This window comes from Sphingobacterium kyonggiense (assembly GCF_039536825.1).
GTDB classification, from domain to species: Bacteria; Bacteroidota; Bacteroidia; order Sphingobacteriales; family Sphingobacteriaceae; genus Sphingobacterium; species Sphingobacterium kyonggiense.
On the sequence record NZ_BAAAZI010000007.1, the window covers coordinates 260,142 to 281,138 of the forward strand.

At 39.0% G+C, this 20,997-nt stretch carries 16 protein-coding genes; 4 read left to right on the forward strand and 12 right to left on the reverse strand.

From position 1 onward, the window contains the following. Positions 1 to 27: 27 nt before the first annotated feature. The 5 genes from ABD676_RS09900 to alaS form a co-directional block, all read right to left on the reverse strand. Positions 28 to 2,181 (reverse strand): DUF4954 family protein, encoded by a 2,154-nt coding sequence (locus ABD676_RS09900; RefSeq protein WP_344674506.1) that lies wholly within the window; start codon positions 2,179 to 2,181, stop codon positions 28 to 30. A gap of 7 nt (positions 2,182 to 2,188) precedes the next feature. Then, positions 2,189 to 4,030: a glutamine--fructose-6-phosphate transaminase (isomerizing) gene (glmS, locus tag ABD676_RS09905; RefSeq protein ID WP_344674507.1), complete on the reverse strand. Its 1,842-nt coding sequence runs from the start codon at positions 4,028 to 4,030 to the stop codon at positions 2,189 to 2,191. A 130-nt stretch (positions 4,031 to 4,160) separates the two neighbouring features. Continuing rightward, positions 4,161 to 4,853: a response regulator transcription factor gene (locus ABD676_RS09910; protein ID WP_344674508.1), complete on the reverse strand. Its 693-nt coding sequence runs from the start codon at positions 4,851 to 4,853 to the stop codon at positions 4,161 to 4,163. Between the two features lie 106 nt (positions 4,854 to 4,959). Then, positions 4,960 to 6,063, reverse strand: a complete 1,104-nt coding sequence (locus ABD676_RS09915; RefSeq protein WP_344674509.1) for a redoxin domain-containing protein — start codon at positions 6,061 to 6,063, stop codon at positions 4,960 to 4,962. A 5-nt stretch (positions 6,064 to 6,068) separates the two neighbouring features. Continuing rightward, positions 6,069 to 8,684 carry an alanine--tRNA ligase gene (alaS, locus tag ABD676_RS09920; protein ID WP_344674510.1) on the reverse strand — a complete coding sequence of 872 codons (2,616 nt, stop codon included), beginning with the start codon at positions 8,682 to 8,684 and terminating at the stop codon, positions 6,069 to 6,071. Positions 8,685 to 8,974: 290 nt separating this feature from the next. Between alaS and ABD676_RS09925 the strand changes: the two genes are divergently transcribed. From ABD676_RS09925 to ABD676_RS09935, 3 genes are all read left to right on the forward strand, one after another. Further along, positions 8,975 to 9,814, forward strand: a complete 840-nt coding sequence (locus ABD676_RS09925) for a universal stress protein (RefSeq protein ID WP_344674511.1) — start codon at positions 8,975 to 8,977, stop codon at positions 9,812 to 9,814. A 14-nt stretch (positions 9,815 to 9,828) separates the two neighbouring features. After that, positions 9,829 to 10,689, forward strand: a complete 861-nt coding sequence (locus tag ABD676_RS09930; RefSeq protein WP_344674512.1) for a universal stress protein — start codon at positions 9,829 to 9,831, stop codon at positions 10,687 to 10,689. 96 nt (positions 10,690 to 10,785) lie between these two features. Then, a complete protein-coding gene (locus ABD676_RS09935; protein ID WP_344674513.1) occupies positions 10,786 to 12,114 on the forward strand; it encodes an OmpA family protein in 1,329 nt (442 codons plus the stop codon). 77 nt (positions 12,115 to 12,191) lie between these two features. On the opposite strand, the gene ABD676_RS09940 is transcribed toward ABD676_RS09935, so the two are convergent. The 3 genes from ABD676_RS09940 to ABD676_RS09950 all read right to left on the reverse strand — a co-directional run bounded on the left by ABD676_RS09940 (position 12,192) and on the right by ABD676_RS09950 (position 14,354). Continuing rightward, on the reverse strand, positions 12,192 to 12,563 hold the full coding sequence (locus ABD676_RS09940) for a VOC family protein (protein ID WP_344674514.1): 372 nt from the start codon (positions 12,561 to 12,563) through the stop codon (positions 12,192 to 12,194). A gap of 3 nt (positions 12,564 to 12,566) precedes the next feature. Beyond that, positions 12,567 to 12,752, reverse strand: coding sequence for an RNA-binding protein (locus ABD676_RS09945; RefSeq protein ID WP_344674515.1), 186 nt, complete (start codon positions 12,750 to 12,752; stop codon positions 12,567 to 12,569). A 114-nt stretch (positions 12,753 to 12,866) separates the two neighbouring features. Continuing rightward, a complete protein-coding gene (locus ABD676_RS09950; protein WP_344674516.1) occupies positions 12,867 to 14,354 on the reverse strand; it encodes an amino acid permease in 1,488 nt (495 codons plus the stop codon). Positions 14,355 to 14,838: 484 nt separating this feature from the next. Between ABD676_RS09950 and ABD676_RS09955 the strand changes: the two genes are divergently transcribed. Continuing rightward, on the forward strand, positions 14,839 to 16,632 hold the full coding sequence (locus ABD676_RS09955; protein WP_344674517.1) for a DEAD/DEAH box helicase: 1,794 nt from the start codon (positions 14,839 to 14,841) through the stop codon (positions 16,630 to 16,632). A 121-nt stretch (positions 16,633 to 16,753) separates the two neighbouring features. On the opposite strand, the gene ABD676_RS09960 is transcribed toward ABD676_RS09955, so the two are convergent. The 4 genes from ABD676_RS09960 to ABD676_RS09975 all read right to left on the reverse strand — a co-directional run bounded on the left by ABD676_RS09960 (position 16,754) and on the right by ABD676_RS09975 (position 20,821). Then, positions 16,754 to 17,311: an HPP family protein gene (locus ABD676_RS09960; protein WP_344674518.1), complete on the reverse strand. Its 558-nt coding sequence runs from the start codon at positions 17,309 to 17,311 to the stop codon at positions 16,754 to 16,756. Positions 17,312 to 17,369: 58 nt separating this feature from the next. Continuing rightward, the gene (gene rlmB, locus ABD676_RS09965) at positions 17,370 to 18,158 is read right to left on the reverse strand and encodes a 23S rRNA (guanosine(2251)-2'-O)-methyltransferase RlmB (protein WP_344674519.1); all 789 of its coding nucleotides are present in this window, start codon (positions 18,156 to 18,158) and stop codon (positions 17,370 to 17,372) included. An 80-nt stretch (positions 18,159 to 18,238) separates the two neighbouring features. Further along, positions 18,239 to 20,074: a DNA polymerase III subunit gamma/tau gene (locus ABD676_RS09970; RefSeq protein ID WP_344674520.1), complete on the reverse strand. Its 1,836-nt coding sequence runs from the start codon at positions 20,072 to 20,074 to the stop codon at positions 18,239 to 18,241. Between the two features lie 138 nt (positions 20,075 to 20,212). Further along, on the reverse strand, positions 20,213 to 20,821 hold the full coding sequence (locus tag ABD676_RS09975) for an MIP family channel protein (RefSeq protein WP_344674521.1): 609 nt from the start codon (positions 20,819 to 20,821) through the stop codon (positions 20,213 to 20,215). Positions 20,822 to 20,997 lie beyond the last annotated feature (176 nt).

Below are 20,997 nucleotides of genomic sequence, written 5' to 3' on the forward strand. Positions count from 1 at the left end.
TGAACAGCCCGTTTTCTTTATTATTTCTTATAGAACAGCTTTGATTTCGCCTACTGCTTTTTTGAATTTCTCCAATTCAGAAGCCTGCAAGTTGATAAAGCTATTATCCTCTAGCCTACCAACTACTTCATCCATTTCAGCACGGTTTTCATAAACCATCATTCGGAATGGATTCTCATAATCCTTACTTCTGGTTTTGAAAATCTCTTGACAGATCCATTCTTTGGTTTCCAATGCCTCATTTAAGATATCCATCCAAAAACCCTTATGCCATGCTGATGCAGAAACACCAGTAATCTCCACTAAGGAAGCTAATGCATGGTTTGTTTTATCTTGCAGATACCTTGCACTAATGGCATGATAGCGCTGATGTATGCCGGACCAGGAATCAAGTTTTTTGGATTTTATATCCTCAAGAAGCTGCTTAACTTCTGTTTTTGGAATCAATTGAGATCCAATATTTTCAAATTCTTCCCTACCTACCTGTTCTGTAGCAAAAGCATGGATGGTTTCTTTTAATTTATCCGCAGGAATATGCTCCAAAACTTGACAAGCAGCGTAATAGCGAATTAATTTACGAAACAAACTGTGGGCTTCTCGAGCTTTTGTCAAGATGACTTTTCGTTTGGAAAACTCGGTATTCAAAAGCGTGATCTCCATATCCGCTGCCCCTTTACCATTAAGCCATTCCAAGGCATTGCCTCCAGATAATGCTCTGGAAACGGCTTCTTCAATTTCCTGAAGTGACGAAAAAAGCTCATTCACAGTATCAGGAGCCAAGATATCGTATTCAAAATATTGGTTTTTGAAACAACGCTTATCACGACTGATGAATTTATTGGTATTGCGCATCAAGGCGTACATATTGTACATGAACCAATAGCCCGGTACTATGACCACTTGATTGTTCGCTACATCGTTACTGACAAGGGAGAATGGAATTCTAACATCCAATTCATGTAGGAAGTCACCTTTCACGATCAAGGTATAGGACGCAAAACGAGAGTTGTGTTTCAAGCTGACACATAAGCCTGGCCAGAATCCTCGACCTGCAATAATTTCTCCGTCGGCAGCACGTGAGTTATGATTAGACCCAACGGTCGCACCAGCAGCCATGTTGCTTTGCCCTTTGATCAAGGAAGCACATAAAAATGAGTTATTATGGTGTTGCTCATGAGCTGGGAAAATCAAGGAATTCAAGACTTCACAGCAAGATATCGTGGAGTTATCCCCTAAAAAGGAGTTGATCAATCGAGCACCATATTTCAATTGAGAATAGGATGATAAAATAAAACGTACTGCTTTAACCCCGTAAAACACACGACAGCCATAGCCAATAATTCCGTTTACCAATTCACAACCTTCCCCAATTTGGGTGTAAGCTTCCGCTGTAGAATTAATTGTTAAATTCTTTAGCTTGCTTATCCCTTTGATATAGGCATCAGAGCCAATCTTTACGTTTTTGAAGATCTGGGAATTTTTAATCACCGTTCGATCACCAATTTCACTGTAGTATCCACGTGTGGTGCTGAACCCATCATTGGTAATATCCCAAAAACGTTGTTGAAGTTCCTTATCTTGTCTATTTCTTGTCCACAAATACACATCGGCAGCCTGCATGCCATCAAATGGCAAAACCGATCGACCACCGTTTTCATTACATAATTCCAGATAGATGCGGCTATAGTCCTGGTCACCTTCCTTTAGGATACCATTTCCAAATTTTGCATTGGAACTGGTTTCCATTTCATTCACATTCAACAATATCACCTCATTACCTACGATAAAGTGCGCAATGTAGCGGACTTGATGTAAGGCAACACAATCACCTAAATCGCAGGAAATAACTTGCGAATTATAAATACCCACAGGTAGGCGTATATCTCTATACTCGAGGTAAACTTCTTCCATATCGCCAATACGTACTAACCCAAAGAATTTATTGCGCTTGATCTGCTTGGGTAAGAATTTGTCGGTAACCAAGACATCCTGCCAATTGCTCGACTCATTACCATTCATTTCCAAGATGTTGATTTCCTCTTCCGTCAGGTTTCGGTAATCCTTCTTATTTTTTTGTTGCTCAAAACGCAAGTAGTACTCGTCCTTACCTTCCGGTAAAAATTCTTTGGGAATAAAGTCGTATCCAATACGGCTTAATGGAATTTTATTAATATAACCCATAGTCCCCCTATTCCACGGTAACCGATTTCGCCAAGTTCCTAGGCTTATCTACATCCAAACCACGGTAAACACCGATATAGTAGGATAGTAATTGTAATGGAACTACGGTCAATAATGGAGCGATTACCTCATCAACATTAGGCACACGCATAACATCATTCGATATATTAGGGGTAATTTCATCACCTTCAGAAACAACAGAAATAACCATACCTTTTCTGGCTTTGATCTCCTGAATATTGCTGACGATTTTTTCATGGTAAGCGTCTTTACTAGCAATGAATACCACTGGTAATTGATCATCTACTAATGCAATCGGTCCATGCTTCATTTCAGCCGCTGGATATCCTTCGGCATGGATGTAAGAGATTTCCTTTAATTTTAAGGCACCTTCTAGAGCCGTAGGGAAATTATATCCGCGTCCAAGGAACAACATGTCATGTGCATCCTTATACTTATATGCAATGGCTTTGATGTTGTCTACTTCATTATCCAATACCCATTGTACTTTCTCCGGAATCTGGTTCAGTTCATGACATAGATTACCAAATCTTTCTTCGGAAATCGTGCCTTTATCTTTAGCCACTTTCAACGCTATCATCATCAATACAGCCAATTGTGCTGTATAAGCTTTGGTACTTGCTACACCAATCTCAGGACCTGCATGGGTATAACATCCAGCATGTGAAATACGTGCAATAGAAGAACCTACTACATTGACAATACCGAAAATAGTTGCTCCTTGTTCCTTAGCACGCTCTAGTGCCACCAAGGTATCGGCTGTTTCACCACTTTGAGAAATCGCAAAGATGACATCATCGGAATCAATGATTGGATTGCGGTATCTAAATTCAGAAGCGTATTCCACTTCTACATTAATACGGCAAAGCTCTTCAATAACATATTCTGCTACTAGGCCAGCATGCCAACTGGTTCCACAAGCCACAATAATAACGCGGCGAGCGGCCATTAATTTATCTTTTATATCGTCAATTCCACTTAGGATAATCTGGGCTTCATTGGCCATAAGACGACCACGTAAGGAATCGGCAATGGTAATAGGCTGTTCGAAGATTTCCTTCAACATGAAATGATCATAACCACCCTTTTCAATAGCGGCTAATTCTAAGTCAAGTTTTTGAACGAAAGGAGTCAATTGCTCATTACCCAGGTTCTTCAAGATCAATTGATCTGGGGTAACTATAGCTAGTTCATAGTCATTAATATAAACTACCTCTTTGGTATAAGCTAACATTGGTGAAGCATCAGAACCTAAGAAATGTTCGTTATTTCCAATACCAATAACCAGTGGGCTACCCTTTCTAGCAGCAATGATCATATCGGGTTGATCGGCATGAACGAGCAAAATGACGTATGCACCCGTAACACGTTTCAGTGCAATACGAATTGCTTCTTCAAGCGAGCAATCGTTATTATATTGAATGTCTTCAATAAAGTTAAGAAGGACCTCTGAGTCGGTATCAGAATGGAATTCATAACCATCTTTTAATAATTCGTTTTTAAGTTGGGCGTAGTTCTCAATGATTCCATTATGGATCATAGCTAGTTTTCCAGATTTGGAAACATGGGGGTGTGCATTTCGATCAGATGGTTCACCGTGGGTTGCCCAACGGGTGTGACCAATTCCAGTGGTGCCAGCCGTGGATTGATCTCCAATAAATTCTTCTAGTGCGGCTACTTTTCCAGCCTTCTTATAGACCATTACCGCTTCGCCTGTTTGCAGAGCAACACCTGCGCTATCGTATCCGCGGTATTCTAATTTTTTTAAGCCATCAATTACAATTGGATAAGCTTGCCGTGTTCCGGTATAACCGACGATTCCACACATAATTTTCTCGTTTAAATTTAAGTTTTAAATATAATTCGTGTCAAAGATATAAAAATTTCACGCGCAAACGTTTGCGGTTATAACAAAAGAAAAACCGAACTAGGTTCGGTTTCTTATAAACTAATAAATATTAATCAAGTTCAAACTTGTAACCAACACCTTTAACGGTGGCTACATAGCCATCTCCTATCTTTTCTCGAAGTTTGCGGATGTGTACATCGATAGTGCGATTCGTCACGACTACAGAGTCTTCCCAAATAGCTTTGAGGATCTGCTCGCGTGTAAATACCTTATTCGGTTTTGAAGCCAATAAATAAAGTAATTCAAATTCTTTCTTGGCCAATACATGTCTTTCTTGACCGCGGAATACTAAAAATGAATCTCTGTCAATTACTAAATCAGAGATCTCTAATTTGTCAACTACATGCTCATCAATAGCTTCGCCTGCATTTCTACGCAAGATCGCATTGATACGGCTCATTAAGGCACGTGGCTTAATAGGCTTAGCGATATAATCATCTGCCCCAACATGGAAACCTGCAATCTCCGAATACTCTTCGCTTCTTGCCGTTAAAAATACCATGAAAGTTTGTTTGAATTCTGGTAAGGAACGCATGATTCTACATGCTTCTATACCATCCATCTCCGGCATCATGACATCAAGGATAATTAAATCTGGATAAACCTCTTTTGCAATCCGAACGCCTTCTTTCCCATTGGAGGCCGTAAATACCTGATAGCCTTCTTTTGTAAGGTTGTAGGAAATGAGTTCAACGATGTCCGATTCATCATCCACTACCAGGATTTTCTGCTTATTAGCCATATAACACTAACTTTTTTTGCTAAGATATGTACTTAATCATAAAATAAAGTTAACCAAATGTTATGAAATTGTTAAGCCTTAAAATAAACTTAACAATTCGCTCTTATTAATTTAAGGTTTTTGTCAAAAATTCTTCTAATGACTTACCTCTTAAATTCTTTGCAAGAATATTTCCCTGAGCATCAACAATATAGGAAGCAGGAATTCCTTTAATGGAGTAATCAATGATCAATGGGGAGCTCCAAGCCTTCAGGTCGGAGATGTTGGTCCATGTTAATTTATCGTCTTCAATGGCACGCATCCAAGACCCAGGGTTATCATCTAAGGACACGCCTAACACCGTAAAATTCTTGTCCTTAAAAGCTGCAAATTGCTTTACAATGTTCGGGTTCTCCTCTCGACAAGGCATACACCATGATGCCCAAAAGTCGACTAAAACAATCTTCCCTCTGTAATCAGATAATTTGACTGTTTTATTATCGGGCGTATAACCAATGATTTCAGGTGCCGGTTGCCCAACAGCTAGTTTCTTCAGTTTATCCACCTCAACACGGAAATCATTTACATAACGGTTATCAGAGAACTGATCTTTGATCTTATCGGAATAAGCAATCAACTGGGCTTCAGCCATTTCTGGATCTAAGGTAGTCATGGCATAGAAACCGGAAAGATCATTGTTCTTGTTTGCAAATGCAACGGCCTTCTCTGTATAGTCCTTGAAATATGGCTCGTATTGCATTAACATCGCAGAGCGAAGATTTTGAACTTCGTTTGTACCCAAATCTGCGGTGGCTTTGGTAAAAACCTGCTGCAGGGAATCACGCACGAAATCTATCCTCGATTTCAAAGGAGCAAATTCTTTTAGTTTTTGAGTAAGCTCAGAACCTTCAACTTCATAATTGTCGGGATTTTGCAAATCCACATTAAAAATCAATTCCTTACCTGGTTCGAGAATAATCGGGTAACGATTATTCCCGACCTGTAATGTTAATAGACGTTCCTGTGTTGTAGGACGCTCAAATTTAAAACGATTACCATCGGCTATAAAAGTTGAATCTAATTTACGGTCTCCCTCGTAAAAGCTTACCACTTTTACATTTCCTGGATTTTGGATTTCACCACTGACACGTATCGTATCATTATTGGAACAGCTCCATAGGCTCAGGAGCAAGGCTCCGAATAAACTACTTTTTATAGCAAACTTCATCATGATTCTTATTTTAAAAATTCTTTCGCTCTAGATACAGCTTTATCTAATCCTTGTACATCTTTTCCACCAGCTGTAGCGAAGAAAGGTTGACCACCTCCTCCACCTTGGATGTCCTTAGCAAGATCGCGTACGATATTGCCGGCATGATAACCACGCTCTTTCGCCAAATCATCAGAGATCATTACGGTTAAGCTTGGTTTTCCATCAATATTAGCCCCTAATACTAAGAACAGGTTATTCACAGCGCCCTTTAAAGCATAGGCTAAAGTTTTCACGGCATCTGCACTTGGTAGATCTACTGTGGTAGAAAGGAAGTGAACATCGCCTATTATTTCCATCTTGGATTCCAAATCAGCCATTAAGCCTTTGGATTTTTCCTTAATGTAATTTTCAATTTCTTTTTTCAAGGATTGATTTTCATCGATAACCTTCGTCAATGCCGAAACAAAGTCCTTAGGGTTATTTAACAGCTCCTTGAAGTTATTCATCAACTCAAAATATTCTCGGATAACTTGTGCAGCACGTGTACCAGTAATGGCTTCAATACGACGAACACCAGCAGCAACTGCCGATTCTGACATGATTTTGAAGAATCCAATCTCGCCTGTACCACTTACGTGTGTACCACCACATAATTCCTTTGAATAGTTATCATCAAAAGTAATCACGCGTACATGATCACCATATTTCTCACCAAATAATGCGGTCACACCTGATTCAATAGCTTTTTGATAAGGAACATTACGCTCCTCTTTTAAAGCAATGTTTTCACGAATCTTCGCATTAACGATATCTTCAATTTGCTTGATCTCTTCGTAAGTCAATTTAGCAAAGTGTGAAAAGTCAAAACGTAATACATCTGCTGAAACTAAAGATCCTTTCTGATTGACATGATCACCCAATACCTGCTTCAATGCAGCATGTAAAAGGTGAGTCGCCGAGTGATTAGCTTCCGTATCTTTACGTTTTGCTACATTAACTACTGCTTCAAATTCACCGTCTAAGGTCGTTGGCAATTGATTCGTAAAGTGAATAAATAATCCATTCTCTTTCTTGGTATCCACAATACTGATTTTCTCATTGGAATCTAAAGAACGGATATATCCTGTATCTCCGACTTGACCTCCACCTTCAGCATAAAAAGGAGTTTCCGCCAATACCAGTTGGTATTGTTCTTTTCCTTTGGCAGCAACCTTACGGTATTTTAAGATGCTTGTCTGAGCCGTTAATTGATCATATCCTACAAATTGACTCTCCTCATCTGCATTAACCACAACCCAGTCTCCTGTATCAATGGCAGTAGCGGCGCGAGATCTTTCCTTTTGAGCCAGTAAAGCATTCTGGAACCCATCCATATCCACAACTAAACCTTTTTCTCGAGCTAGCAATTCTGTCAAGTCGATTGGGAATCCAAATGTATCGAACAATTCAAAAGCAAAATTTCCATCAATAGCTGTATTCTGTTCGATGTAGTTTTCGAATCGTTGAATACCGGCAGTCAACGTTCTTAAGAAAGACACCTCTTCCTCTAGGATTACTTTCTCTACGAAATCTTGTTGTTGGTAAAGTTCATCAAAGACACCTTTGAATTGTTCCGCTAAAACAGGAACAAGCTCATGGATAAATGGGTTTTTGAAGTTTAAGAAGGTGTAAGCATAACGAACCGCACGTCTTAAGATACGACGGATTACATAACCTGCTTTATTATTAGATGGCAATTGACCATCAGCAATGGCAAAGCTTACTGCACGGATATGATCCGATAAAACGCGCATAGCGATATCGGTTTTCTCGTCAGCACCATAAACGATACCCGATTTCTCTGAAATAAATTGAATTAAAGGTTGGAAAACATCTGTATCGTAATTGGATGTTTTATGCTGAATACAACGAACCAGACGCTCAAATCCCATTCCTGTATCGACATGTTTTGCCGGAAGTGGTTTTAAGCTACCATCTTTAAGACGGTTAAACTGCATAAATACCAAGTTCCAGATTTCGATAACCTGCGGATCATCAGCATTCACTAATTGAGCACCAGACACCTGAGCACGCTCTGTGTCGGGACGCATATCGTAATGGATCTCTGAACAAGGGCCACAAGGACCTGTATCACCCATTTCCCAGAAATTATCTTTCTTATTTCCTAGTAGAATTCGATCTTCAGCAATCCATTCTTTCCAAAAGTCGAAAGCTTCAGTATCCTTCGCTAAACCCTCAGACTCATCTCCTTCAAAGATGGTGACATATAAACGATCTTTATCTAATTTATATACCTCAGTTAAAAGCTCCCAAGCCCATTGAATAGCCTCTTTCTTAAAATAATCACCAAAGGACCAGTTCCCCAACATTTCAAATAAAGTGTGGTGGTAGGTATCAATCCCTACTTCCTCTAAATCATTATGCTTTCCAGAAACTCTTAAACAACGTTGTGTATCGGCAATTCTAGGAAATTTAATCGGGGCTTCGCCTAAAAACAAGTCTTTGAACTGATTCATCCCTGCATTGGTAAACATGAGGGTTGGGTCGTTTTTCACAACTACTGGTGCTGAAGGTACAATTTGATGTCCCTTACTTTGAAAATATTCTAAAAAAGCCTGACGAATTTCTCTACTGGTCATTGATGTGCTGTATAAATTTGAACGCAAAACTACTTAAAAATCATTAATAATATAAATCTGACGCCTCAATTCAAGGCATCCCCGCCTATTTCTGCTTAATTTCCTAAATTTTGACTTCCAATTGATCGTGCAAGGATTAATTAAGGCAATCCATCAGCACATTTTTATTGGAATTAAAGGATCGAAGTTTCTAGAATATAGAAGTGATAGCTAAGCATATTCCCGTTCCCTACTCTTTTCATCAAATAATTTAGTAAATTTAAACACGGAAAAACATACACTTGCAATACATGAAAATGACCATCATAGTTCCTACGGACTTCTCACTCAATGCTAGATATGCTGCTGAATATGCTTGTGAATTGGCAAACGCCAAAGACTATAGCATTCACCTATTGCATTGTTATACTTCTGCTTCCGTTTTAGATGATGACGATCCAGAGCCGGTAGAGCCTACATTAAAGGCCGATGAGCTTATCCAAGAGCTTAAAGATGAGCTTATGGATTTATTTCCAAACTTATCAATTACCCTGGAATGTTCTAGAAGCCTTATCGTAGAAAAATTAACGGAATTGTCCCATAACAACGATTATGGCATCATTATCATGGGTGCTTCTGGCGAGAGCCAACATAAATCGGTGTATTATGGTAGCACAACATTAGCTGTCGCTTCCAAGTCTGAAATTCCAGTTTTGGTTATCCCTAATGAACCGACAAAGGCAACAGCGAAGCAAATTGCCTTATTGACTAATTTCAAACCTGAGGAACTTGATACCCTTAAGGCATATATGAAATGGATTGGTGAAGTAGATTCCTTGACATTAATCCATGTTTTCAAGGACGGACAGAAACAACAGAACGTGGAAGACACGTTAAACACCTGGTCTTTCAATATTCGGGAGATGTCTTCTATAGGAGAAGTACACAGCATCGCTGAACAAATCCACGCAGAAGACGATAACTTAGACACAGTACCTGAAGTAGTATACAATGTTATTAGTAAAGTAAACCCGGATATGATTTTGGTTACCCCAAGTCGCAAGACATTCTTTGAACGCTTATTTAAACCTTCGGTTTCCAAAGCCATTGCATTGGAATTAAGTAAGCCAGCATTTTTTGAAAAAGTTTAAATTTATCATAACACATGAGCAAATTATTAATTCCTATAGATTTTTCTGAGTATTCGGAATCCGCATTAAACTATGCTTGCGAGTTGGCAAAGGATTCTGGACAAAGCTTAGATTTGGTACACGTATTTTCTGAACATTCCAATACCTATGCTAACATCAAAGATGAAACGCCATTGGTTGACCCACGTGTTCCAGAAGCCCAATCCAAAATGAAAGAGCTAGTGGAGCAAACACAACAGAAATTTCCTAACCTTAAAATTGAAGGGATTTTCAGAGAAGGAAACTTATATGATGAGATCAAAGCCTTAACTAGCGCAACGGCATACGACGCAGTGGTGATGGGAACTCAAGGAGCATCTGGTTTAGAAGCGGTATTTATTGGTAGCAACACTTATGATACTATCATGAATACAACAACACCAGTTTTAGCTGTTCCCCAAAATGCTTCTCACTATAAAAAGGATAAGATAGGCTTGCTTTGTAATTTCAAAGAAGCTGAGCTAACCGCATTAGCACAAGCTATACCTTTATTTAAGGTGAACTTCCAATTGATGCTTATTCACATCAATACGTCTGAAAGAGCAATCAAAGACATCGATGCTGACTTTAAAGTATGGATAGACCGAATCGAAAAAGAATTGCATATCACCGATATTTCTTACATCATTAAGCCTCAAACCTTATTTATGGGAAGAAAAGAAAGTGTTGCACAAGGAATCACCTCCGTATTAATCGATGAACAAGTTGACATTCTATTACTTACAAAAAGTAAAAAGAGTGTTTTCCGTCAATGGACAGAAAGCAATGTAATCAAAAAACTTGCCTTCAACCTTCAAATACCTACCTTTTTTGCTCGAGTTCTTATAGCAAAATAGCTACAAACACGTATTGATTTTAAACATTGTTGCCAAAGCGAAAACTTTGGCAACAATTTTGTCATGCAGACTTAATAAGAAATTAACATATATAATATGAAAACACTTTACTTTAAAAAAGCTAGCATGTTAGCTGTTGCTGGATTACTTGCAACAACTTCTTTTGCTCAAACAAACAAAACTTCGGTTGAAGGCACTACTCCACTAGGTCCAAATTCAGAATACAGAACTTGGTCTTTCGGAATCAATGCTGGTGTTTTAAACCAATCTAATATCTTCGGTTTCAACAGAGACGGATTCGATAAATTAAAACACAACGTAGGTTATTCAGCTTACATCAAAAAACAAATTTCTCCATCTTTCGGAATTAAAGCACAATACATGGGTGGTAAAGTTGCAGGTATCAACGAAAATGCTGCTGCTACTCAAGTTTCTGAATTCGAAACGAAAATGCCTTGGTCAGGTGCTTTATCAGGAGAATTCACCATGGCTAACACCAACTGGAGATTCTTCAACAGCATTATCAAACCTTACTTCGCAGTGGGTGTTGGTGCTTTAAACTTCGAGACTACCACTACTACAGATGGTACTGCAACTACTGCTGATTCTCAAACTAAGCTTTATGTACCAGTTGATGCAGGTTTCAAATTTGCTGTAGCAAAAGGAATCAACATCGACTTAGGATACCAATTGAACTGGGCTAACCAAGATTTCGATGGTAAAGCTGGTGGTCAATACAAAAACGACTTATTCTCTTATGCACATGCAGGTTTAGAGATTGCTTTAGGCGATAGCCGCAAGCCATACTTAGGTAACAGCAACCCAGTTGGTACTTTAGTAGCGAAATACGATGAGCTGAAAGCTGAGCGTGATGCTTTAGTTGCTGCTAACGAACAATTGAAATCTGATATCTCTACGATCAATAACGACCTTAAAGATGATGATGGTGACGGTGTTGCTAACAAATTCGATAAATGTCCTAACACTCCTGCTGGAACTAAGGTAGATGGTTCAGGATGTCCTCTTCCAGAAATGAAACACGAAACTAAAGTTGTTGAGAAAATCGTTGTTACTGAAGAAGACAAAAAAGTAGTTGATGAAGCAATCAAAAACCTTGAGTTTGATCTTGGAAAAGCTACTATTCGCCCTACATCCTATGAATCCTTAAATCGTGTTGCTGCATTATTAATTGAGAAAAACTTCAGCTTGAAACTTGCTGGTCACACAGACAACACAGGTTCTATGCAAACTAACTTACGTTTGTCTAAAGAACGTGCTGAGTCAGTAAAAGCTTACTTAGTATCTAAAGGTGCTAACGCTTCTCGCATCGAAGCTACAGGTTATGGTCCTAACCAACCGATCGCTACAAATGCTACTGCAGAAGGTCGTCAGCAAAACAGACGTGTAGAATTTACGCTTTATTAATAGTAATAATAAACAAGCAAAAAAGGCTTGGGTTCTTTCAAAGAATCCAAGCCTTTTGTTTTATAAATAGATTTTAATTAATTCACCATTTCTCCAAATTGGATAACATATCCATTCAAATCATAGACTGCAAATTCGCGCATCCCCCAAGGGAATTCCTCCAAAGAATAAACCACTTCTAATTGATCTTTCAACTCCATCCAGATCACCTCAACTGCCTCACAAGTGATATAAAGACTACCAGTAAACATAGATCCATCGAAGGGTTTATTACCTACTGGTCTTGACAACATAATTTCTACCATCCCACAGCCTAAACTTGCCCATCCCCAATCTGCATTATATTCATTAAGCTCAAAGCCTAATACATCACGATAAAATTGAACAGACTCCTCCAGTCTATCGGTATAAAGGATAGGCCTTATCCCATGTAATACTGCTCCTTCCATAGCTTATTGCTTTATGATTTCTACATTCCTTCCCAAGGTTTTAAAGCGAATATCATCTTCCGTACATACGGTAATTGTAATCTGCCCAGTTTTACTGTGCTTCATATCTTGCATAATTCCTTTTTTACCTCGATGAACCCCTGCCACAACTTGACAGAAATCGCCGTTTTTAATTGAAAGTTTTTCCATTATCAATGGCTTGAAATAGTTTCTATAAATGTACTATTTAATGCTTGGAATGTATTGATTCAATTAAAAAAGCCCCTGATTTAAGATCAGGGGCTATCTATTTATTAAATAGTTTTAGTCTTTTCTATTAGCTTCTGCTTCGCGTTCTTTGCGTAAAACACTTTTTCTATGTCCATATAGGAAATAAACAGCAACTCCGATAGCCATCCAAATACCTAGACGCTCCCAGCTCACCAAAGGCAAGGAAGCCATCATAGCAATACATACCAAGATCCCTAATATTGGAACTAATGGCACCAAAGGAGTCTTAAATGGACGCTTAAGTTCCGGATTAGTTTTTCTTAATACCAATACCCCAATACAAACCAAGGTAAAAGCAAATAAAGTACCGATACTTACCATATGACCTAAGTCAGAAACAGGTACAAAACCAGCAAAAATACTCACGAACACCATGAAGATTAAATTGGTTTTCCAAGGAGTCTGTCTTTTCGAAAGATCTGAAAACAACTTAGGTAATAAACCATCTTTACTCATGGAATAAAACACACGGCTTTGTCCCAATAGCATAACCAAAATAACGGAAGTATAACCAGCAATAATCGTAACGATCATGGCTGTATTCAAGAAGTGATATCCAGTTTTCTCAAAAGCTGTTGCTACAGGCTTAGCATCACCGCTGAAAGCAGTATATGGAGCTAAACCGGTCATAACATAAGAGAATAGAACATAAAGAATGGTACAGATAATCAATGAACCAATAATACCGATTGGCATGCCCTTTTTAGGATTCTTAGCCTCTTGAGCCGCTGTACTTACTGCATCAAATCCGATGAAAGCAAAGAATACAACTGCCGAAGCACGGAAAATACCTGATATACCATAATGACCGAAATAGTCACCACTAAAGAACTCACCAAATCCAATCTTACCTTGTTTTAACAACTCCTCTCCTTCATTTGCCGGAATAAAAGGCGTATGATTCGCTGGATTGATAAACTGCCATCCTAAAGCAATAAAAAGAATAACAACACTAACTTTAAGAATAACCAATACATTGTTTACAAAAGATGACTCCTGCGTTCCCCGCATTAACAGAAGCGATAATAAACAGACAATGACAATAGCTGGAAGATTGATCACACCACCTTCCCAAGGTCCTGATAATAGCTCCGGAGGGAGATGTATACCGAGTATGACCATAAATTCATTGAAATACTGCGACCAACTTACTGCAACAGTTGCCCCAGCTAGAGCATATTCCAACACCAAATCCCAACCGATAATCCATGCCATAAACTCGCCCATAGTCGCATAGGAATATGTATAAGCACTACCTGCTACAGGAATCATAGAAGCAAATTCTGCATAACATAAGCCCGCAAAAGCACAGCCTACAGCTGCAACAATAAAGGATAACATAACGGCAGGGCCTGCATGATCTGCTGCAGCAATACCTGTTAATGAAAAAAGACCGGCACCAATGATAGCTCCGATCCCTAACGCAATTAGTCCTGAACTGGAAAGCGTACGCTTCAATGTACCCTCACCACTCTGTTCAGCTTCTGAAACTAACTTTGCGATTGATTTTTTATACCACATAATTTAGATTAGTTATTATCAGTCTCAAACCTACGAAAAAATTAAAAAACCTTACAGTTTTTTGACAGATTATCAGCCTAACCTCAAAATACTTAGCGTTTCAGTATTTCCAAATCAGCTACTCACAATTATTATTCTTACAAAATATTTATTTTTAGAATCATATTTTTTCAGAACTAGAAATCAACGAATTATATTTCAAATATATGACTCAAAAAATGTTACAATCAATCAGTTCAATGCAGTAACAAAGTGATTACTTGCACATTATAAGGATAAAATTAGATAACTAACCTCTTCAATTACAAAAATGGAACGTTATTAGCGCAGCAATATACAGCTACAAGAAATAGCTAATTCAGCTACAAATATATTGAGATTCAGATATTTCTAAAACGTAAAGTATTGAAATGTAGGATAAATCAATTATTGTTCTTATCTTTGCACCGCCTTAGGCAATTGTGCCTATTGTATATTTTATTTCATGAACCCATTTTTAGAACTGGGAATCCGTCATGAGATTGTTAATGCCATCTCAGAGTTAGGTTTCGAAAAACCTTCTCCCATCCAGGAAAAAGCCATTCCTGTATTACTGACTGGTAACGACGATTTTGTCGGATTAGCCCAAACAGGTACAGGGAAGACTGCGGCATTTGGTCTTCCTCTTTTAGAACAACTAGACTTTTCGGTAAAACAACCACAAGCATTGGTCCTATGTCCAACGCGTGAGCTGTGTTTGCAAATTGCAAGAGACCTAGAGAAATTTGCCAAACACTTAGACAATGTGCACGTGGTTGCCGTATATGGCGGTGCAAACATCAGCGATCAATTGAGACAAATCCGTCGCGGTGTACAGATCGTTGTTGCTACCCCAGGTCGTATGCTTGATATCATCGGCCGTAACGCTATCGACTTCTCTAACGTACGTTATGTCGTATTAGATGAAGCTGATGAAATGTTAAACATGGGATTCCAAGAGGACATTAACAATATCCTTTCGGAAACTCCTGATGACAAAAAAACCTGGTTGTTCTCTGCAACCATGCCTAAAGAAGTACGTCGTATTGCTCAAAACTACATGACCAACCCATTCGAGTTGACGGTAGGTACTAAAAACACCGGTAATACAAACATTGAACACCATTATTACATGATTAAGGCTAAAGACAAATACGCTGCGTTTAAACGTATCGTTGACTTTTATCCTGAAATCTTCGGTATTGTGTTCTGTCGTACTAAAATCGAAACACAAGAGATTGCTGAGGCTCTTATCAAAGACGGTTATAACGCCGACTCTTTACACGGAGACCTTTCGCAACAACAACGTGATAAAGTAATGAAACGCTATCGCGAGCGTAATTTACAATTGTTGATCGCAACAGATGTAGCTGCTCGTGGTATTGATGTAAACGATGTTACACACGTAATCAACTACTCTTTACCTGACGAAACAGAAAACTATACCCACCGTTCTGGTCGTACAGCTCGTGCTGGTAAAACTGGTACTTCTATTTCTTTAGTTAATGTTAAAGAAATGAGCAAGATTCGTCACATCGAAAAAATCATTGGTAAAGAATTCGTGCGCAAGCAAGTTCCTCAAGGAACAGAAGTTTGTGAGAAACAGTTGTTCGCAATCATTGACAAGGTTCATAATGTAGAAGTACATGAAGACCGCATCAATACATTCTTACCTCAAATCTTAGAAAGTCTTCAAGACCTAAGCAAAGAGGAAATTGTAAAACGTTTTGCTTCATTAGAATTCAACAGATTCTTGAATTACTATGAAGAAGCTCCTGACTTGAACATCGAAGCTCGTGATGCTGACCGCGGTCGTGACCGTGAGCGTAACGGTCGTCGTGAAAGCTCTAAAGGATATACTCGTTTATTCATTAACTTAGGATCTGTGGATGAATTCAGCCGCGGAGATATGTTAAGCTTTATCTGTAATAAAAGTAAGATCTCTGGAAAATCAATCGGTAAGATTGACTTGAAAGGTGTATTCACTTTCTTCGAAGTACAAGATGAAGAAGTAAACAATGTATTCCAAGGATTCAAGGATGTTGATTTCAACGGAAGAAATGTACGTATTGAAGTTTCTGGCGAAGGTCGCTCAAATGACCGTGGCGGAAGTGGAAGCGGAAGACGTCGTTCTAACGAACGTGGTGGTGGAGAAAGAAACGGTTCACGTAACGGTGGTGGTCGTAGAGATCGCAACGGTAATGGTGGTGGATTCCGTGACTTCTCTGGTAAACGTAGAGAATCTAAAAGTAGATACTAAGCCCTAGTGGTTTTCCATAAAAAAGGTTAGAAGCAGATGCTTCTAACCTTTTTCTTTTTTAGCATACTCCACTAAAAAAGCAATTTTAATTGACTTCTTTTTAGGATCTGCTTTATCTAAATTATCTATTTGAAAATCTTTTCTTGATTTGCAATCTTCTGGACTTTCTCAATCGAGATCCCCGAACCGGATAATGTCTTTTCTTGGTGATGTTATTAAACAATAGCGCCACAAGAAGTAAAATCATGGTGCCAGAAAACACAGGCGTTAGAACATAGAGATACCCCAAGCTACTAATATTAGCTCCGCCACTCACAGCGATCAGCGCAGTGGCACCTCCGGGAGGATGCAAGCAACGTGTTATCTGCATGGCAACAATAGATGAAGCCACAGCTAGAGGTGCTGTAATCCAAATAATATCAGGTAGTAATTGAGCAACCGTAACCCCGACAATAGCCGATACTACATGTCCTCCTACTAAATTACGAGGTTGAGCCAATGGACTTTGTATAGCGCCATAGACTAATACAGCAGAGGCTCCAAAGGAGCCAATCAGGAATACATTTTCTAAATATGCAAATTGATGCGATTGAATAAAGGCTATTAAGCCAATCCCAATAAACGCACCTACAAAAGACCAAAAGTGCTCCCTAAAATCGACTAGTGTCTCTCGATACATGACGTATCGATAGACTCGAAATTGCCGTTGAACAGATTGCCTAAGCTTATCTACCAATTTAAGCGTTTATTTGACGTTGACGGATTGCCTCGTAAATAACGACAGCGGCAGAAACAGATACATTTAAGGATTCAATCTCTCCAAACATCGGAATCTTCGCCAATTTATCAGAAATACGAATTAAATCATCAGATACACCTACATCCTCTGCACCCATAATGATACAAGAAGGAACAGTATAATCTACATCATAAATGGAATCTTGTGTTTTTTCAGTACTTACGACTAATTGTACACCAGACTCGATTAAGAATTTAGCTGTCTTGGATAAGGAATCCTGACGACAAACTGGAATTTTATACAATGCCCCAGCGGATGTCTTAATAGCATCCGGATTAATCTCTGCAGACCCACGCTTAGGAACGATGATCGCATGTACCCCAGCACATTCCGCTGTTCTCGCAATAGCCCCCATATTACGAACATCCGTTACACCATCCAACATCAGGAATAAAGGCGTTTCACCCTTCTCATAGATTTCAGGAAGGATCTCTTCGATATTCTGATAAACGATTGGAGATATAATGGCAATGACACCTTGGTGGTTCTTACGCGTAATGCGGTTTAATTTCTCAATAGGAACTTGTTGAAAAGCGACCTCATATTCTTTTACCAATGCTTTAAACTCAGCGAACAATGGTCCTGAAAGACCACGTTGAACAAATAGGGATTCAATTTCTTTACCACTATCGATGGCTTCCATAACGGCACGAATACCGAAAACCATTTGATTACTTTCTTTTTTCTCTCTTCTATCCCCACCCTCTCTACGCTGATATTGTTGCATGTGCTGTTGAATTATAATAATACGATTGCCATTCAAAAACAACCTCGTTCTTGAATCCTACAAAAGTAGCAATTTATTACTTAGCTAAGCCCCAAATCGAAGGTTTTTCGTAATTGATCTAATGCCGGGTTTTTAGCAACCATAGCTTGATATTTTTCCTGGGAAGTATATGGTTTTCTTTCGCGGGTGGTTTCGACCATGACACCTTCCACATCCAAAGCAAAATTGCGCAGTGCCGGACGTAAATAATTAAGGATATCAATTTTACCTTTTTGTAATTCATCCATCATCACCATGTTCTCCAACTCGATACGGATCTTAGTCCCTTCGAGTGTTGGGGTATTGCTCGTCATGATGGTATATAATGTAATTCTGTTTTCCGCTTTGATACGTTCAGCAAAACCATTCCATTGGCTTAAGAAGGCATTTGTAGTTACTTCGAAGAAATCATTACCCTGAACTAATTCCTCTTCTTCTTCCTCTGACTTTTTATCAGCAGTCAATATTTTTTTCAAATCCGGAACAACAACCGAAGGTTTAATAGCTCCCCATGAACGTCCTGTACCAGTTGTACTCGTGCTTTGCGGAGCACCGGTTTTAGTAGTAGATTCTGGTGGCACAGTAGTAATAGAAGATGGGGTAACCTCTTTAAAAGGACTAGGTACAGGCGCACTAGGCTTTATCTGACCCGTAACCCCAGCATTGAATTCTGTAGAAGTAGCAGTAGTTTTAGGACTTGGTGCAGCTTGTTTTACCCCTGAATCAGGGAGTTTTTTTTTTAGATCAGCGTTTGCTAATGAACCGTTATTGGCCATTTGAATTGCACTGGAAAGATGACACATCTTAAGCAAGGCCAACTCTACTTGAAGGCGTTGATTCTTACTTACACGATAGTTCACCTCACATTGATTCGCAATGTTCAATGCAGACAACATCAAGCCACTACTAATTTGCTGTGACTGCTCCAAATAACGCTTCTTCACATTCTCACTGGTTTCCAACAACTTCAAAGTTGAAGGATCTTTGGTGACCAATAAATTACGAATATGGCTAGATAAACCCGAAATAAAATGCCCTCCATCGAAACCCTTATTCAGGATCTGATCAAAAAGCAACAATACCTGTGCGGAATTTTCTGAATTCACCGCATCTAATAGTTGAAAGTAATAATCGTAATCTAGAATATTAAGATTATCGATGACAGCTTTATAGGTTAGATTTTTATTCGAAAAACTAACTATTTGATCAAACATGGACAAGGCATCACGCAGGCCACCATCAGCTTTTTGCGCAATAACATGCAGACCATCAGCCTCAAAAGAAACCTCTTCTTTATTGGCAATGTTTGCCAAATGATTTGCCATATCCTCAACCTTGATCCGATTAAAATCAAAGATTTGACATCGGGAGAGAATGGTCGGCAATATCTTATGTTTTTCTGTTGTGGCTAAAATAAAAATAGCATAGGAAGGTGGTTCCTCTAATGTCTTCAGGAAAGCGTTGAATGCTTGCTGAGAAAGCATGTGAACCTCATCAATGATGTATATTTTGTACTTACCGGTTTGGGGCGGTATGCGCACTTGTTCGATTAAGGAACGGATATCTTCTACCGAGTTATTGGATGCGGCATCTAATTCATGAATGCTGAAAGAATTACCATTTTGAAAAGCTTTGCAGGAATCGCATTCCCCACAAGCCTCTGCATTTTCACTGATATTCTCACAATTTATTGTCTTTGCTAGGATACGGGCACAAGTCGTTTTACCCACACCACGAGGACCACAAAACAAAAATGCTTGCGCTAATTGCTGATTATGAATCGCATTTTTTAAGGTCCCGGTAATGTGCTGCTGGCCTACAACCGAATCAAAAGTAACCGGCCTATATTTCCGAGCAGAAACAATAAAATTATCCATATACGAAGATAAACAATTTAAGGTTCTAGCGCAAGTATGAGAACCACCAGCACCAGTAAAAAATGAGAATATAAAGCACAAAAAAAGGAGTCACCTACAAGGCAACTCCCTATATTGAACTAATTCACAAAAGCCAATTTAAGCAGCAACTTTATTTTCAGAATAGGTCACTCGCCATAACACAGAACCTATAACTCCACCTACAATTGGCGCCACTAAGAACAACCATAACTGCGAGATTGCTTCTCCTCCAGCAAATATTGCAGGACCTAAACTTCTTGCAGGGTTTACAGAAGTCCCAGTAATAGGGATAGCAACCATGTGGATCAATACGAGTGTTAAACCAATAGCTAAACCAGCCATGGTACCATTTCCAACTTTAGAAGTCGTTGCTAGGATAACAAATAAGAATACTGCAGTCAAAACAGCTTCAGTAATAAAAGCAGACATCATGTTGAATTCATTTTGATAACCTTTACCCCATCCGTTGGAACCAAATGCCCATTCTCCAGCATTAAAACCATTCGTTTGCCCGGTTAAGATTGTCTTCAATACGAACGCACCTAATATTGCACCTATTACTTGGGCAGCAATATAAACAATCGCATCACGAGCTGAAATCCTTCCAGCAGCTAATACACCAATGGTTACCGCAGGATTAATATGACAACCAGAAATTCCTCCAATTGCGTAAGCAAATACGACTACGGATAAACCGAATGCCAGAGAAATACCCAATAAACCCAAGCCTGATGTTTAGGCCAGCGTATCACCGCCAGCAATGGCAGCGGCCCCACAGCCAAACAATACTAAACCGAATGTTCCAATCAGTTCAGCAATGAATTTTGATGAAATTTTTGTTTCCATAATTTAATATTTTGGAACAAGTTAATGATTATTACAGCTTTTTCACACTCAAATAA